Raw genomic sequence first — 17,529 nt, forward strand, 5'->3', positions numbered from 1 at the left:
ATTAACTTGTGAGACACCTCTGATGTTATTAACCTTTTACATAGTAAACATCTTGTCCGCTTTCGATGATATAGTCAGGTTTAGGCTTACCAGCATTAGCTTTATGACCAGCAATATGCTCAGGGCTCTTCTCCCAATTTTTCCATGCTTCTTCTGATTCCCAACGAACCATAATTAGCACTTCTTCATCTCCACGGCGTACTTTTTTTACAAGGACTTGCTTATCGATAAATCCTGGTTGCTGTTCAAGTAATGATGGACCATCTTTTTTAGCTCCAAATCGTTCAACAACCTTATCTCCGTTACCCTCTGTTACGACCATACGTTTAATTTGTACAAACATATTAGTTAAACGCCTTTAAAATATCTTCAGCTTTTGCAGTTTCTGATTGTAAACCGCCACCTGATAGGTACCAATATTCTGGATCAAGGTAATAAATTTTGCCGTTTTTAGCAGCGTTAGTAGCACCAACGATTTCGTTTTCAATAGCAGCTTTAGTACCAGACTCACCTTCTGGGTTAACGGCAGCGTCACGGTCAACTACGAATAAAATATCTGGGTTTGTATCACGTACATATTCGAATGAAGCGTTAGCACCATGTGTAGATGCTTCAATTTTATCATCTGCAGCTTTTACGCCAAATACGTCATGAATAACACCGAAACGTGAACCAGGACCATATGCAGATAATGAACCTTCATTCCCTAAAACGATTAATGCTTTGTCTTCAGATGAAGCAGTTTTCGCTTTAAGATCTTCTACTTTTGCTTCGTATGCAGCAAATGCATCAGCAGCTTCTTTTTCTTTATTAAAAATTTTACCAGCTAATTCAGTATTTGTTTTAAATGATTCCATGAAATTATTATTATCTACACCCACGAATACAGTAGGCGCAATTTTAGATAATTCTGCGTATGCAGACGCTTGACGACCAGAAATGAAAATGATGTCTGGGCTCATAGAAGAGATTGCTTCAAAATCAGGCTCTTTTAAAGAACCAACATTTACGTAAGTAGTGTCAGCATATTTGCTTAAATAGTTAGGTACTGATTGTTGTGGAACACCTGCAACTTCAACGCCTAAAGCATCTAAAGTATCAAGGAAACCATAGTCAAATACAACAACATTTTTTGGTTGTTCTTTTAGTGTTACATCTTCAAAAGTATTTTCACCCGATGTGCTACCTGGGATTGTAATTGGGTAAGCAGAAGCAGCTTCATTTTGCTCTTCAGCAGGCTTATTATCCGTTGAACCTTTATCATCTTCTTTTGATTCTTCTTTAGAACCACAAGCAGCTAATACTAAAAGCATCATTGCCATTAATACAGTAAGTAATTTCCAATTCTTCATTGTGAAATCTCCTTTAATTGTTTTTATATTTTTAGATAGTAATGACTATCTATTGTTACTAAGAGTTAAAATACACACAAATGCGACAACCATTTTGCTCTTGGACAGGAATATCCATATCATAGATTTCCTTTAGCGCATCTGAGTTAATAATGTCATTAGTAGGACCGTCTTTAACAACACGTCCATTTTTTAAAGCGACGATATGATCAGAATATACGGATGCAAAGTTAATATCATGTAAAACAATGACAACCGTTTTCCCTAACTCATCCACCAACTTGCGCAGTATTTTCATGATTTGCACGGAATGCTTCATGTCTAAATTGTTGAGTGGCTCGTCTAGTAAAATATAGTCTGTATCTTGCGCAATGACCATCGCAATAAATGCCCGTTGACGCTGACCACCTGATAATTCATCCAGATAACTATGTTGAATATCCGCTAAATTCATATATTGTATTGCCTCATCTACTTTTTGCTCGTCCTCAGGTTTTAGATTCCCTTTTGAATAAGGAAAACGACCAAAGGAAACAAGTTCACGTATTGTTAGGCGCACATTCATGTAATTTGACTGCTTTAAAATCGATACGCGTTTTGCAAAGTCATCAGATTTCCATCGACGCACATCTGACTTATCGAGTAGTACTTCACCAGTGTCTGCATTAAGTAAACGGCTTACCATTGAAAGCAGTGTTGATTTACCCGCACCATTTGGTCCAATAAAGGAAGTAATTTTACCTGGCGCAACGTCTACACTAACATCTTGAATGACCGGCTTTTTCCCAAAAAACTTAGAAATTTCTTTTACTTGGATCATCCTGCTGACCTACTTTCCTTCAATAATAGGTAGATGAAATACACACCACCTACAAAGTTTATAATAACGCTTAGTGTTGTATCGAAATTGAAAATACGCTCGACCATCCACTGACCACCGACTAAAGCAACGATACTCATCACACAAGAACCTGCAATTAACACAGAATGCTTGTATGTCTTGAAAAACTGATACGATAAATTCGCTACGATTAAGCCAAAGAATGTAATTGGACCAACAAGAGCTGTAGAAACGGCGATTAATATCGAAGATAATATAAGCATGCGTTGTACAAGCTTATCATAAGGTACTCCAAGATTTATTGCTGTATCACGACCGAGTGACATAACATCAAGTTGACTCATATGACGCCAGCCATATATAAAAGTACCTACAATTACAAGCCCTGCTAACCATACTAAATCTGAATTCACATTATTAAAGCTTGCAAACATTTTACTTTGTAAGCTTAGGAACTCATTAGGATCAATTAATACTTGGAAGAATGTTGTGACACTTCCCAAAAACGTTCCGACAATCATACCGACTAGCAGCAAGAAGTAAATCGGACGTTTACCTTCTTTGAACAATACTCGATAAAATATTAACGCGAAGATAACCATTGCTGAAACAGCTAGTAAAAAATTGTATTGCGCATTAATAACAAATATGGACATCGAGCCAAAGAAGTAATAAATAATTGTTTGCACCATCATGTATAAAGCATCCAGCCCCATAACACTTGGTGTTAATATACGATTATGTGTAATTGTTTGGAAAACTACTGTTGAATATGCAATAGCAATTCCCGTTAATGTCATCGCTACCACTTTAATAAGGCGACGAGGGAATGCATAATGATAGTTCCCATTAAGTGCATAAAAGACGTACAGTAACATAGCGACTACTGCTAGTCCAATTAATATCAACATTTTGGTACGGTTACGCATATGCTCTCCCCCTAAATAACATAATTAGAAAGATTGCACTTCCGATGACACCGACCGTCATACTAATCGGAATTTCATAAGGGAAAATCAATACGCGCCCTAAAATATCACAGAATAATAGGAACGACATACCGAGTAAAGCCGTGTGTGGTAATGTCTTTGCAAGGTTATCCCCTTTGAATAGCGATATAATATTTGGAATAATTAAACCAAGAAACGGAATCACACCCACTGTTAGTACCACAGTAGTTGTCACTAATGCTACTAACACTAAACCTAAATTCACAACGAATTTGTAGGAAAGGCCAAGATTTTTGGCAAAATCCTCACCCATTCCAGCTACTGTGAAACGGTTTGCATAAATGTAAGCTAAAATTAGAACAGGTACACTTATGTATAAAAGCTCATAACGACCTTTCATTATCAATGAGAAATCTCCTTGTAACCATGCAGAAATGTTTTGGATAATATCAGCCTTATACGCAAAGAATGTCGTAATAGAAGATAGGATATTTCCGAACATTAAGCCAATAAGCGGTATAAAAATCGCATCTTTGAACTTTATTCGATTTAATATTTGCATAAATATTAAAGTGCCGGCTAAAGCAAATATGAAAGCAAAGGAAATTTTTTGAAAGTACGTGACGTTTGTAAAAAACATCATTGAAATTAGTACGCCTAATTTCGTAGCATCTAAAGTTCCTGCTGTAGTTGGTGACACGAACTTATTCCTACTTAAGCTTTGCATAATTAAACCAGCAATACTCATACCTGCACCTGCTAACAAAATTGCCACAAGTCTTGGTATACGACTAATTAAAAATAGTCTAGTTTCTTCTGATCCGAAGTCTAATAAGTCACTTGGTTTAATGTTTACTACACCAATGAATAGTGACACAATAGACAACACAACAGTTGCTGTTAAAAGATATCTTATTTTCATTGTAATCCCCGGTAGATTCATTATTGAGTGTAATTAATAAACAGCTGAAAATGATTATCATTACTCACGATTCTCATTATAAGCATCTTTTTATTATCAGTCAACCTACTATTGAGAATTGTTCTCGCTTTATTTGGAAATACTTAAAAACTATGATTTTTCAACAAAAACACCGACAAAATGAGATATTTTTCTTTCGAAAGTAGTGCTCTATTTCCTCTGAAATTTCTAGTAAAATAAAAAGGTAATTGAGAATGACATAGCTTGCCCTTCTCAATCACCTTATTAAGCTACTCTTCTTATTCCTCGTAGCCATGCAAAAATTATGGACGCTACTAAAATAAAGCCTAAATAGCCCATTACTGAATATAATTTCGATACGAGTGTCGTAAAGCCCACTAGGCTAGCAAAAAAGCCTAGAACGCCCATAAAAATGACAGCAGCCTTAAAGCTTGGCTTTGTTGGTTTAAAAAACCGCACTGTAAAAGAATAAAACATTCCTACCGCTGTATTGTAGATCATTCCTAATAATGAAAATGACATTAATAAACCTACTATTGGATGAATTTCATTTGCTAATGCGAGCATTGGAATATCCATTCCAACAATAACGTTCATTTTAGCAAGAAGTGAAAAATGAATAAGTAAAATGAGGGCGCCTAATAATAGTCCCCCGATAATTCCACCCATGCCTGCAATTCGTTCATTACGAATAGCGCCACACATCACCGTGAGGAGAGAGAAGCAGACGCCGATATTAAAAGACATATATAGCAAAGCCGTTACCCACCAGCTTTTTGAGGAAGTTTGTAATTGTTGTTCAGCTATAACTGCTTGCTCTGCAAATGATAGATCCATCGTAGCTATTGAATAAACGGCAATAATCGTTACAACAGCTAACAAATAAGGCGTGGCAATGGCAATAATATTAATAATACTTTTTACATTCATCATAACGGTCATCATGGTAAGGACAATCATACAAATGCTCCCTAGCCATACTGGTAGTCCAAACATTTGCTCGAAGGTGGCGCCTGCTCCTGCAAACATAATGACTGACACACCAAACAAAAAAAGCGATAGAACAAAGTCCATTATAAAGCCGATAGTTTTACCAGAAATTTGATAAATCAAATCCTTATGAGACGTTGTCCGCAGCCTTGAACTAATTTGTGCTATACACATTCCCACAAAGGCAAACCAGAGTGTCGCTAAAAGAGCACCTAATATCCCCTTATTGCCATAACTTGTGAAATACTGAATGATTTCTTGCCCTGATGCAAACCCCGCACCGACGATAATTCCTACATAAGCACCGCCGATTTGCAAGCTCTTTTTCAATCACTTCTCTCCTCGACTATTTATCCCGTACTGACAAACAGAAGGAGGAAAAGGCTGCCTCCATCTGTTAAAGCTACTCTGTATAGACTTTCTTGCTAATTGTTAATTTATCAATGACAGTCATATTTGGCTTATAGCCTATGCCAACGCTGTGAGGCACACGAATAACACCATCTTCTACTACGACCTCAGGCATAATAATATCCTCATACCAATAATGGCTTGATCCTGCTGTATCCCCAGGTAATATAAAATTGGAGAGTGCTGTTAATGCGATATTATGCGCTCGTCCGATTCCCGCTTCCAACATGCCACCACACCAAACAGGAATATCATGCTCTTGACAATAGTCATGAATTTTCTTAGCCTCTGTTAAACCACCTACACGCCCAATTTTTATATTAATGACACCACAGCTACCTAGCTCAATTGCTTTACGGGCATCTTCAAGTGATGTAATACTTTCATCTAAACATATTGGTGTTTTCATCTGCTTTTGAAGCTTAGCATGATCTATTATGTCGTCAGCTGCAAGTGGTTGCTCAATCATTAGAAGGTTAAATGCATCCAACTGTTGTAGCACTTTTACATCTTTTAATGTATACGCTGAGTTTGCATCTGCCATTAATGGCAAATCAGGAAATGTAGCACGGATAGCTCGAATTACTTCGACATCGTACCCAGGTTTTATCTTTACCTTTACTCGTTTATAACCCTTTTCTACATAGACCTTTATCACATCTAAAAGTTTTTCAGTGCTAGCTTGAATTCCTAAACTAATTCCTACATCAATATAATCTTTGCTTCCACCTAACGCATGGGCAAGGGACTGTTTCGTTTGCTGTGCATAAATGTCCCACACAGCCCCTTCAATAGATGCTTTGGCCATACAATTACGCCGAATAGGAGCAAACAAGGCACTAACCTCATCTGGATGCGACAGCTCTTTATGTAGCAAGATAGGCATTAAAAAGTCCTCTAACATATGCCATGTCGTCTTTAATGTCTCCTCTGTGTACCATGGTGCTACAAAAGCAACTGTCTCTCCCCATCCAATCGTTCCAGACGCATCCCTCGCCTCTAAAAGCAATAGCTCTTTTTCACTCACAGTACCAAAACTTGTTGTGAATGGCGCCTTCATAGGCATTTTTAAATGTCTTATTGTAATTTCTTCTATTCTCACAAAATTCACTCCTTAGCTTTATTATAAAGCCAATAAAGAGCGTTTGACTAACAGATAAAAATGAATATATTCTTTTTGCTTTTTCACCCGAACAATTGCATATTCTTGATCAAAAAAAGTAGTTAATATTGTACGAATCTTATAACGCCAGTCCTCTGCCAGTTTCGGACTTTCCACTTTCATCTTTTGTAAATACTGGGGAAATGGGACTAAATAAGCGTCCTTATAAAATCTTTGGTTACTTGGAAACGCACTATCTTTATCGAGCACAGGTAATCCATCAACCGTCAACGACCACGACACTACTTGTTCTGCCGCTTCTTCTAGCTCATCCAAACTATCGTCTGCATGCTTGCGCTCAACCCACCACTCTACTGCAATGCGGTCTGAGGGCAGTCCATCATTAAAATCATCTTGCAACGGACCGTAATAATCTATTTCATACTGATTGCTAAATGCATCTAGCTTTAAAAACGATAAATTTGCCAAATGCGCTTCTAATGGATCAATTAGCCAACGGACAAGCTGAAACCCATTCTCTCGCGCATATTCTTGCTGGGCATGCTTCAATAACTCTCCTACACCTTGTTCACGATATGTTTTTTCGACGCCAATCATGTGTGAGTGTAGATACATTTTTCCTTCGCGGTAACCTACAAAGCAGTAATTAAACCCAATTAGTCGACCTTCTAAATACGCACCAAGTAATAATCCGCCATTTTGAACAGCCGCTAGCATTTGATGTGAGGGAATTGCCTGACTTCCCCAGATTTCAACATTTAAGAATTGCACCTCAGCAATTTCCTCAGGTGTCATCATTTTTTTTATAGAAACGTTTTCTAACATTATCTGATGCCTCCTTTATGTTTCGAGTTCTAATGCTCCTAATACAGCGTTTGTAAGAATTTCAACTCCGGTTACAAGTCTAGCCTGCTTAAATTTCATTTTCGGATGGTGGAGTCCTGGTGTTAATCCGCAGCCTAGTCCAAGCATCGTCGATTTTAAATGTGGACGTTGAACTGCATAGTGGTGAAAATCTTCTCCTCCTGGTGTATGCACAGGCTTTCGTAAATTAGATAACCCCGCTGCCTTTACAATGGCTTGTTCCATAACATATTGAGCAGTTGTGTCTACCTCCGCTGCCACAATATTAGCAACTGTACGTAACTCAATTTGCACTTTATGCAAAATTTTCGAAGAATCAATTACACGTTTAACACCTTGTGCGAGTGTATCCATTACATCATTTCGTTGTGCTCTTATATCAATCGTAAAGGCTGCTCTTCCTGGAATAATATTACCTGACTCACCCCCAGCTTGAAATTTTGTCATCTTAACGGATACAGGCACCATGGGATCTGTATGTATGGTGCGTAAATCTTCTATAATTGTAGCACCTACTTCAATTGCATTTACACCAAGGTGTGGTCTTGCCGCATGTGCATCCTCACCGATGATTTCACCTTCAAGTAAACGAGATGCTCCATGATATAAAGCTGCACAATATGTGCCGTCCTCAAGCTCATGTACGGGTCTTAAATGGACTCCAAATAAAAAATCCAAATCATCAATAATGCCCTCTTTTAGAACGGCTAATGCACCTGTCCCTTTTTCTTCAGCCGGTTGGAAAATAACACGAATTGTGCCTTTGTATGATTGAGACTGCTCTTTCAAAAGTAAAAGAGCACCGATTGCCATTGTCATATGTCCGTCATGACCACAAGAATGATTTGCTTTAAACTCACCATCTACTTCTTGCCATAATGCATCAATATCCGTTCGTAAACCTACTTTTGGGTTTCCATCACCAATATCAACATACAGCCCTGTGCTATTTTTAAAGCGTTGTGGTGAAAATCCTTCACGCGTCAGTAAATCAAAAATATAATTTGTTGTTTCTACCTCTTTCCAGCTTATTTCTGGATTCGCATGTAAATACGTAAAAATCTCCATTAATCTTGGCCTCAAACGATCCAATGCTTCTTTCATGACAACCACCCCCTTAAAAATGTTACTAGTAAGATTATTATAACTAAAAACAGCCCTATTCGACAGAAAATTAAATTATCTTCTAGCTAATAGACTACACAAGAGAAAAAAAGATGCAGGGACATTACTCAAAAACTTTTAAAAGCAGGGCAAAGGTGTATGTAAATTTGCTATTTAGTATGAATAAGGACTTAGCTATCTTTCTTTTGCAATAGATAAAATTTAGCAGATAAAAATAGTTGATTGTAGCGGAATCGGTGACTCCTGCGGGAACGCACGCATAGTAAGACGCAACAGACCACGCGTTAGCGAGGGTTGCGACTTACGGTGTGCCCACGGAAAGCAACCGCCGTAACGGACATCAACGGTATAGCAAAAAAGTGTTAGATTGACTGCAGTCAATCTAACACTTTTTTCTTTTGTCTAGCCTCTTTAACTAATTAATACCACGCATCGCTTTAGAAATAATAGGTGAAAGTACTAATAAGAGTATGCCAATAAGAATTGACAATGATCCTAAAAATCCGAAATACGTGAATTCGCTTACAACTTCATATACTTTTACTAGCTGAGCGTTAATTGCTTGAGCCGCAGCACTCGTTAAGAACCATAGTGACATTGTTTGTGCAGCAAAAGCTTGTGGAGCTAATTTCGTTGTTGCAGACAGACCTACTGGAGACAATAATAATTCCCCAACTACAACTAAGAAGAATGATAATACTAACCACAATGGACTTACTAAAGCTTGTCCACCTGAAAGATGTGCAGGAATCATCATTACTAAAAACGATAATCCGGCAAAGAATAGTGAATAAGAAAACTTACGTGGTGTCGATGGTTGCTTATCGCCCCATTTTAACCATAGCATCGCAAATAATGGCGACATGGTAATAACGAATAATGGGTTTAGCGATTGGAACCAAGACGATTCAAGACGAAAACCACCTATATTTAACTGTGTACGCTCATCTGCATACGTTGCTAAAATTGTTGCACCTTGTTCTTGAATAGCCCAGAACATAACCGCTGCTAAAAACAATGGAATATATGCAAGAAGGCGAGATTTCTCATCTTTTGTTGTTTTCTTACTGCGATACATATAAATAAAGAACACTGCTGGAATTAACACACCAAGAGCCGTAATAATTAAGCTAAAGACATCCATTGTTAGTACACCAGTTTTAATACCAATGCCACCTAAAACAATAATGATTAATGCTACAATACCGAATTGCGTAAAGACTTTTTTACGTTCCTCCGGTTTTAACGGGTTATTTACTTGTAAGCCCGCTAATCCTAAATATTTTTTCTCTGTTACTTTAAAAACAATTAATCCGACTAGCATACCAACTGCTGCTAAGCTGAAGCCTAAATGGAAACTATACTTTTGTCCAATTGTTCCGACAATAAACGGTGCAATGAATGCACCCATATTAATACCCATATAGAAAATCGAGAATCCTGCATCACGACGGCTATCTGTTTCAGCATAAATATCCCCTACAATACTTGAGACATTCGGTTTTAATAAACCAGTACCGATAACAATAAACGCCATAGAAGCAAATAACATTGTTATACCGCCAGGGAATGCTAGCAGTAAGTGACCGATCATAATTAACACGCCACCATAAAAAATCGTTTTGCGTGTCCCTAAAAGTCGATCGGCTATCCAGCCACCAATAATACCTGACATATAAACAAGCGAACCATAGATGGCCATAATTGAATTCGCTGTACCGCGATCAAGACCTAATCCACCTTCATTTAATTCATAATACATGAAGAAGATTAGAATCGCTCGCATACCGTAGTATGAAAAACGCTCCCAAAATTCTGTGAAAAATAATGTAAAGAGCCCTCTAGGGTGTCCGACAAATCCATTTTGAGGGACAGATTTTACAATTTCATCTTTAGTAGACATACAATTTCCTCTCCCACTTTCATTATTCCTTAAAAATATTGTTCCCCATTGATAAGGATAAAAAACTATGTTTCATCATACTAAAGCGTTTTTATTACTTTCGCAAGAGTTTTAAAAAATGTTGAAAATTTGTCATTTTTCTTTATATTCAGACTGATTAAATAATATTTTATTAAATATATTGAAATATCTACGTTTTCTCACTCTTCCCTATCCTCTATAAAAAAGTATTTAAATTTAAAGTTAGAAAATAATGAATAGTAAGATATTCGAACTAAAAAAAATCAACAGCAATGATTGCTGTTGATTTTTCAAACAATGCTATTCAAATTGATAACCGTAACAGCAAACTAATCCGCACATTGATTATCTTATTGCTATTTAACAACGAAATGTTGATATTTTGCGTAATCCGCTTCTTTTGCTTCAAGCTTTAGTAATGTGCCATTTTCTTCATATGCCGTTTCATAAATAGTTGCATTTTCATTTAAATAAGAAACTACATTGCCCTGCTCATATGGTACAAGCATTTTACATGTGACATAATCAGAAAAAATATGCTGTCGTATAATTTGTAATAGTTCATCTAAACCATTACCCTGCTTTGCAGAAATCCAAATATTATCCCCACTAATGACAGGATACGGAACATTTGCTAAGTCTGCTTTGTTATAGACATATATAGTAGGGATTCCTTCAACGCCAACTGCCTTTAACGTTTCGTTTGTAACATCCATCATAAAACCATGCTCTGCATTAGAGACATCCACAACATGAAGCAATAGATCAGCATCACGTGCTTCTTCGAGTGTCGAGCGAAACGCCTTTACTAGATGATGCGGCAATTTACTAACAAAGCCGACTGTATCTGTTAATAAAAATGACTTCTTATCATGTAATTCAATATAACGGACAGACGTTTCAAGTGTTGCAAACAGCATATCCTTTTCAAATACTTGTTTGTGATCTTCTTGACCAATTTTAGCGAGTAGTTGGTTCATAATTGTCGATTTGCCGGCATTCGTATATCCTACAATGGACACAACAGGTACGGCGTTTTTCCGACGTTGTTTTCGTTGCGTCTCTCGCTGTTCCTTCACTTGCTCTAGATCTTTTTTGATTTTTGAAATCTGATCTTCAATTTTACGACGATCTAGCTCAAGTTTCGTTTCACCGGCTCCACGGTTTTTAAAACCGCCTCCAGTGCCACCGCCTTGTCGGCTTAACGAAGCATGCAACCCGACTAATCGAGGAAGCATATATTGAAGTTGCGCCAACTCTACTTGCATTTGCGCTTCACGTGTTTTTGCACGGCGGCCAAAAATATCTAAAATCAACATCGTTCGATCGATTACTTTCGTCTCTAAATCACGCTCTAAATTACGGATTTGTGAAGGTGATAATTCATCATTAAAAATCACCAGATTGGCTTGCGCTTCTTCATAAAAGCTTTTTATCTCTTCGATTTTACCCGTGCCAACATAATGTGAAGATGTGACACGCTCTAAATTTTGTGTAACTACGCCTAAGACTTCCACATTTAATGCTTCAGCTAAATTTGTTAACTCTTCCATAGAATACTCAAAATGCTTATCATTGCGTAAATTTACGCCAACAAGAATAGCTTTTTCTAGTAAAACATCTACTTCTTTCAATTTTTCCACTCACAATCCTCCCACCAACGCCTTGGTGACGCTACAGCAAATTTTCTTCATCTTACCATATAATGCCCGGATCTGTGTCTTTTAGTCGAGTTCTATTAATTCCCCCAGAGCGCTAGTTATTTAATAAAATTACTCTAGCGTTGAATTTTAATTGCTAAAAACAAATGCGCCCTAAAATTAGGCGCATTCGAACTGTAGATAAACTCTTTTTATTTCCTTAGCCTATTATAATGAATAAATCTACCTGAAACACTTCCACAAAATTTTACAGGCTTAACCTGCTTTATATAAGAAACGAACAATATGCACTTTTTAAAGTATTGTGCATCATTTCCCTCGTTCTTCTTTTAATAATGATACGCTACGATTAAATTCGTCTTCAATCTCTTCATTTCTTTTATATGTCATCATACTAACAATAACGGCTACTACTAAACAAACTAGGAAGCCTGGTACAATTTCGTAAAGAGCCGTTGAAAGTGATTCTATTTTCCCCCAAACAAAGGCTGTTAATGCACCCAACACCATCCCACTCAGCGCTCCGTAATTCGTCAATCTCTTCCAATATAATGATAATAAAATAATTGGTCCAAACGCCGCTCCAAAGCCAGCCCAAGCAAAACCTACTAAATTTAAAATAGAGTTTTCAGGGTTCCAAGCTAAAATTGCCGCAATAATTGCTACTACTAATACTGCCATTCGGCCAATAAAAACATAATGTTTGTCGGTAGCTGTTTTATTAAACAATGCCTTGTATATATCCTCGACAAGTGCTGAAGAAGTGACAATTAATTGCGATGAGATCGTACTCATAATTGCCGCTAAAATAGCTGCCAACATGATACCTGCAATAAATGGATGGAACAAAATTTGGCCAAGTACAATAAACACTGTTTCAGCGTCCTTTAATTCCCCAGCATTTTGCTGGTAGTATGCAACGCCTACTAATGCGGTTGCAAGTGCACCTGCAAGACTTAAGATCATCCATCCAATACCAATACGACGAGCCTGTTTTGTCTCCTTCACAGAACTAATCGCCATAAAACGTACGATAATATGTGGTTGCCCAAAGTATCCTAGTCCCCAAGCAAGAGAAGAAATAATCGCGGCAGCAGTTGCTGTCGCAGGCAATAAACTTATATGCTCTGGGTTAACTGCCTTAATGGATTCTACAGTTTCACTAAATCCACCAGTTAAAAATAACCCGAATAACGGTACTGTTATAAGTGCTAAAAACATAATTAGTCCTTGCAAAAAGTCTGTATAACTCACCGCTAAAAAACCACCAAACAATGTATAGGCAACAACTACACCTGATACTATTAATAAACCTGTATGGTATTCATAGCCAAATGAACTATCAAAAAACTTCCCACCAGCTACCATTCCTGAAGATACATAGAATGTAAAAAATATAAGTATGATTAGCCCAGAGGCAATTCGGATTAATTTCGTATTATCACGTAATCGATTATCCAAATAACTTGGAATTGTAATAGAGTCATTTGAAACTTGCGTATAAACTCGTAATCTCGGTGCGACAAACATCCAATTTAAATATGCACCGATTGTTAACCCGATTGCAATCCATGCCTCAACAAGTCCTGATACATAAATCGCACCTGGCAACCCCATTAATAGCCAACCAGACATATCCGCAGCACCAGCACTGAGGGCTGTAACAGCAGGCCCTAACGAGCGTCCCCCTAGCATGTAATCCGTTAAATTTGAAGTTTTTACAAATGCATACCAACCGATTCCTAGCATTGTAATCATATAAATAATAATAGCGATTAGCTGATAAGTGTTGTCCGACATAAGTCTTCCTCCTATCCACAATTATTCTTTACCTTCAAAATACTTTTCACCATAAATATACCGTAAAATTATTAAAAACAAAATCATTTATCTGAATATTCGATATACCGATTGTTTAAAATTGAAAATAACAATGAATTAATAAAATTGTGTTACACTAATGCCATCTATTACACAACGAAGAAGGCGAAATAAATGACATTTGAAGAAATGAAAGCACAGCTACAAGAGCAATTTTCACAACAACAACTCGTTGCAGCTACAATCAGTCAACCTCGTATGAAGTCAAATGAAGTAAAGCGTATTAAACTAAAGCCCATCATGCTGAAAGATGCTTATCATATACAAATTGAATACCAATATGAACGTATTTTAAAACATGAGAACGTCATACTAGCTGATTTTCCTCCTAAGCTCGAGCTGTTTTTTGCTGACTTCCGTCAAGCACATATCGATTTTATTGATGAAAAAGTTCAGGTGCAACTATCGAAAAAGAACAAAGTGTTATGGAAGTCTGATAAAGCAGCTACACCAAAGGAAGTAAACTTATCACATAACCGCAAGAAAAACTATTTACTTGATGAGTCCTCCCCCTATCCTTTTTTAATTCGCTTAGGTGTACAAAGTGAAGAAGGGAAAGTAAAAAAACAAAAATACGATAAATTCAAGCAAATTAATCGCTTCATTGAATTTATCGACGATGCCTTAGCCTATTTGCCAAAAGATCGCCAAGTGCGTATTTTAGATTTTGGTTCAGGGAAATCATATTTAACGTTTGCCTTATATCATTACTTAAAAATTGAAAAAGGTTTGGATATTCGTGTCACTGGCTTAGATTTAAAAAAAGAGGTTATCGAGGAATGCTCACGTATTGCACAGGATTTAGGCTACGAGCAACTTGAATTTTTAGTTGGAGATATTAATGACTATAATGATGAATCAAATGTTGACATGGTAGTGACTCTCCATGCCTGTGATGTAGCAACAGATATGGCATTATCACGCGCAGTGAAATGGGGAGCAAGTGTTATTTTAAGCGTCCCATGTTGCCAGCATGAGTTAAACCGTCAACTTGATACACCTGCACTCGACATCATGCTACAGCATGGTCTTGTCCGCGAACGCTTTGCTGCATTGGCTACCGATTCGATTCGCGCAGAGATTTTATCACTTGTTGGCTATGAAGCACAATTACTGGAATTTATCGACATGGAGAACACACCGAAAAACATTTTAATTCGAGCGTATTATACTGGTAAAAAGCCAAGTGCACAGCAACGTGCTAAGTACGACGCTTTTGTAACATTGTTGAATGCGAAGCCATTTTTGGCAAATGAATTAACATCTTATTTATAAACTATGAGAACCCGAGGCACATTATGTGCCTCGGGTTCTTTTTATAGCTCTTGTCGCAATGCTTGAATAACATCAATTTTTGTTGCTTTACGAGCTGGTCGGTAGCCTGAAATCATAGCGACACCAATACTGATAGCTGACGCAATAATAACGAGCTGCCATGGAATAAGTGAAAATGTAATATCAGACGAACCAAACGCATCTTCACCTGTTGCCGCTTTTAAAATTAACGGTAAAATCGCATTTGCTGTAAAGCTAATAGCATACGAAATCACTACAGCAATGATTGTTCCAAAAATGCCGATAAATGTACTTTCCATTAAAAATAAACGTTGAATAAGCTTTGGACTTGCTCCGATTGCCTTTAATACTCCAATTTCACGTGTACGCTCTGTAACCGCCATTGTCATCGTATTAAAAATCCCAATAGAGGCGATTAATACGGCAATTGTTCCAACAAAAATTAAACCAATCTTCAATACAAGGAAAAATACATCCATTTGATCTAATTGTTCAGTCACTGAATACACATTGTAGCCTTTGTCTTTTAGCTTTTCCAAAATAGGCTTTACATGCTCTAAACTGTCTGCATATATATTAAACTCCGAATTAAATACCTCATCTTCTGGTATATCATCTAATGCCGCGAAACTGCTGACTATTGCCTCTTTCTGTTTTGAATCCATATAAACTGTATTGTCAATCATCCAATCATAAGAAGGCTTCTTTGTCACACCGACAATCGTATATTTCACCTTTTCAGTTTCAGATACTCCATTTGAATTAGATATTAAAGATAACTCGATCTCTTTACCTATTACAGACTGTTTATATCCCTCTTCATTACCATCATAATACGTTCCCTCTGCCTCAGCCTTTTTACTTTTTTCTTTTATCGTATCGCGATCGGCGTCATTTAATAATGTTTGACCGAAATGATATCCAACAATAATCTCATTCGGCTTTGTTGGATACTGTCCTTGGGCAAGTTTCCCAGTGACATCCTTAAAATCTTTCATATTCGTTAAGATTAAGTTTGAATTCGTATCACGATCTTCAAAATATGAATGCGCACTTGCATTAATCGTAATCGTTTCAAGCACTGTATTAACATTTTCTATCGTCTTTATTTCATCTTTCTGTTGCTCTGTAAATTGTGACCCATCATATACTTGTATTTTTGTTACATTTTCATCCGAAAGTATCTCGTTACGAATTGAATCCTGTAGTCCAAACCCTACGGATGCAAGGACAATTAAAAACGCACAACCCATCGTTGCAGCCAGCACCGTCATGAATACACGTAATTTATTTTTCTTTATATGTTGTATAACAAAGTCTAATTGATCTTTCCATATCATGTTATTCTGCCTCCTTCACAAGCTCGCCGTCATACATTCTGAAACGTCGATGAGCAATAGTCGCCACTTCTTCATCGTGCGTAATAATGACAAAGGTTAAGCCAAGCTCACGATTTAAACTTTGAATTAAGAGTAAAATATCTTGTTCTGTTTCAGAATCTAAACTCCCCGTTGGCTCATCCGCGAGCAATATTGGAGGATTGGTAATCAATGCTCTTGCAATACTTACACGCTGTTGTTGACCGCCTGATAATTCATTTGGATAATGGTCAGCTACTGCAGTTAATCCAACCTTGTCCATTATCTTCTTCACTTTTTCTTTACGTATAGCTTTGCTAGCACCTTGCAATTTCAAAGGCAATTCAATATTTTCAAATGCTGTTAAACCCGGCATGAGTTGAAAGTTTTGAAAAATAAATCCGAACTGGCGCAATCGAAAAGCTGCACTCTCTGTTTCATTAAGCTTCGCTGTCTCTTGCCCATTCACCTTAATAGAGCCTTGCTCAGCCTTCATAAACCCTGCTAATGTTTGAAGCAATGTGGATTTTCCCGAGCCACTTTTGCCGACAATTGCGACGATCTCGCCTTTTTTTACCTCAAAATTAACACCCTTTAATACAGGTACATGCTTTTCCTTGCCCTTTTTCCCAATTAAAAATGTATGTTGTAAGTTCTCGACTTGAATCATTTTGTCTTAATGCCCCTTTCTCGTACTTTCTCAATTGTAGAAAATAATTCTTAAAAATATTGAAGGATAAAAATGAAGATATTCTTAAGAAAATAGGGAACACTATGTTTAAGGGGCGTTTCTTTACATTGCGTTTACAA

At 37.1% G+C, this 17,529-nt stretch carries 15 protein-coding genes; 1 reads left to right on the forward strand and 14 read right to left on the reverse strand.

Features of this window, described 5'->3' with window-relative positions:
• Window positions 1-28: 28 nt before the first annotated feature.
• The 12 genes from ACIP9C_RS18855 to putP form a co-directional block, all read right to left on the reverse strand.
• Window positions 29-343 (reverse strand): antibiotic biosynthesis monooxygenase family protein, encoded by a 315-nt coding sequence (locus ACIP9C_RS18855; RefSeq protein WP_401013061.1) that lies wholly within the window; start codon window positions 341-343, stop codon window positions 29-31.
• Between the two features lies 1 nt (window position 344).
• The gene (locus ACIP9C_RS18860; RefSeq protein ID WP_401013063.1) at window positions 345-1,352 is read right to left on the reverse strand and encodes a siderophore ABC transporter substrate-binding protein; all 1,008 of its coding nucleotides are present in this window, start codon (window positions 1,350-1,352) and stop codon (window positions 345-347) included.
• Between the two features lie 58 nt (window positions 1,353-1,410).
• Window positions 1,411-2,172, reverse strand: a complete 762-nt coding sequence (locus ACIP9C_RS18865; RefSeq protein WP_401013065.1) for an iron ABC transporter ATP-binding protein — start codon at window positions 2,170-2,172, stop codon at window positions 1,411-1,413.
• A complete protein-coding gene (locus ACIP9C_RS18870) occupies window positions 2,169-3,122 on the reverse strand; it encodes an iron chelate uptake ABC transporter family permease subunit (RefSeq protein WP_401013066.1) in 954 nt (317 codons plus the stop codon). Before ACIP9C_RS18870 ends, ACIP9C_RS18865 begins: the two co-directional genes overlap by 4 nt.
• Window positions 3,115-4,065 carry an ABC transporter permease gene (locus ACIP9C_RS18875; protein WP_401013068.1) on the reverse strand — a complete coding sequence of 317 codons (951 nt, stop codon included), beginning with the start codon at window positions 4,063-4,065 and terminating at the stop codon, window positions 3,115-3,117. Before ACIP9C_RS18875 ends, ACIP9C_RS18870 begins: the two co-directional genes overlap by 8 nt.
• Window positions 4,066-4,350: 285 nt before the next feature.
• Complete coding sequence (locus ACIP9C_RS18880) at window positions 4,351-5,406, reverse strand: YkvI family membrane protein (protein WP_401013069.1); 1,056 nt, start codon at window positions 5,404-5,406, stop codon at window positions 4,351-4,353.
• A 73-nt stretch (window positions 5,407-5,479) separates the two neighbouring features.
• Window positions 5,480-6,589 (reverse strand): o-succinylbenzoate synthase, encoded by a 1,110-nt coding sequence (gene menC, locus ACIP9C_RS18885; protein WP_401013071.1) that lies wholly within the window; start codon window positions 6,587-6,589, stop codon window positions 5,480-5,482.
• Between the two features lie 21 nt (window positions 6,590-6,610).
• Window positions 6,611-7,435, reverse strand: a complete 825-nt coding sequence (locus ACIP9C_RS18890; protein ID WP_401013073.1) for a GNAT family N-acetyltransferase — start codon at window positions 7,433-7,435, stop codon at window positions 6,611-6,613.
• A 15-nt stretch (window positions 7,436-7,450) separates the two neighbouring features.
• Window positions 7,451-8,578, reverse strand: a complete 1,128-nt coding sequence (locus tag ACIP9C_RS18895; RefSeq protein WP_401013075.1) for a M20 peptidase aminoacylase family protein — start codon at window positions 8,576-8,578, stop codon at window positions 7,451-7,453.
• 436 nt (window positions 8,579-9,014) lie between these two features.
• Window positions 9,015-10,502, reverse strand: coding sequence for a peptide MFS transporter (locus ACIP9C_RS18900; RefSeq protein WP_401013077.1), 1,488 nt, complete (start codon window positions 10,500-10,502; stop codon window positions 9,015-9,017).
• A 377-nt stretch (window positions 10,503-10,879) separates the two neighbouring features.
• Window positions 10,880-12,166 carry a GTPase HflX gene (gene hflX, locus ACIP9C_RS18905; protein ID WP_401013079.1) on the reverse strand — a complete coding sequence of 429 codons (1,287 nt, stop codon included), beginning with the start codon at window positions 12,164-12,166 and terminating at the stop codon, window positions 10,880-10,882.
• 327 nt (window positions 12,167-12,493) lie between these two features.
• Entirely contained in the window at window positions 12,494-13,984 is a 1,491-nt protein-coding gene (gene putP / locus ACIP9C_RS18910) for a sodium/proline symporter PutP (protein ID WP_401013081.1), read from the reverse strand.
• A gap of 195 nt (window positions 13,985-14,179) precedes the next feature.
• On the opposite strand from putP, the gene ACIP9C_RS18915 reads away from it, so the two are divergent.
• Complete coding sequence (locus tag ACIP9C_RS18915) at window positions 14,180-15,340, forward strand: class I SAM-dependent methyltransferase (RefSeq protein ID WP_401013083.1); 1,161 nt, start codon at window positions 14,180-14,182, stop codon at window positions 15,338-15,340.
• 41 nt (window positions 15,341-15,381) lie between these two features.
• On the opposite strand, the gene ACIP9C_RS18920 is transcribed toward ACIP9C_RS18915, so the two are convergent.
• Together ACIP9C_RS18920 and ACIP9C_RS18925 are read right to left on the reverse strand one after the other, a co-directional pair.
• Window positions 15,382-16,701 carry an ABC transporter permease gene (locus ACIP9C_RS18920; RefSeq protein WP_401013085.1) on the reverse strand — a complete coding sequence of 440 codons (1,320 nt, stop codon included), beginning with the start codon at window positions 16,699-16,701 and terminating at the stop codon, window positions 15,382-15,384.
• 1 nt (window position 16,702) lies between these two features.
• Window positions 16,703-17,389: an ABC transporter ATP-binding protein gene (locus ACIP9C_RS18925; RefSeq protein ID WP_401013088.1), complete on the reverse strand. Its 687-nt coding sequence runs from the start codon at window positions 17,387-17,389 to the stop codon at window positions 16,703-16,705.
• Between the last annotated feature and the right edge of the window lie 140 nt (window positions 17,390-17,529).

Source organism: Lysinibacillus sp. NPDC093210 (assembly GCF_044753985.1).
Classification (GTDB): domain Bacteria; phylum Bacillota; class Bacilli; order Bacillales_A; family Planococcaceae; genus Lysinibacillus.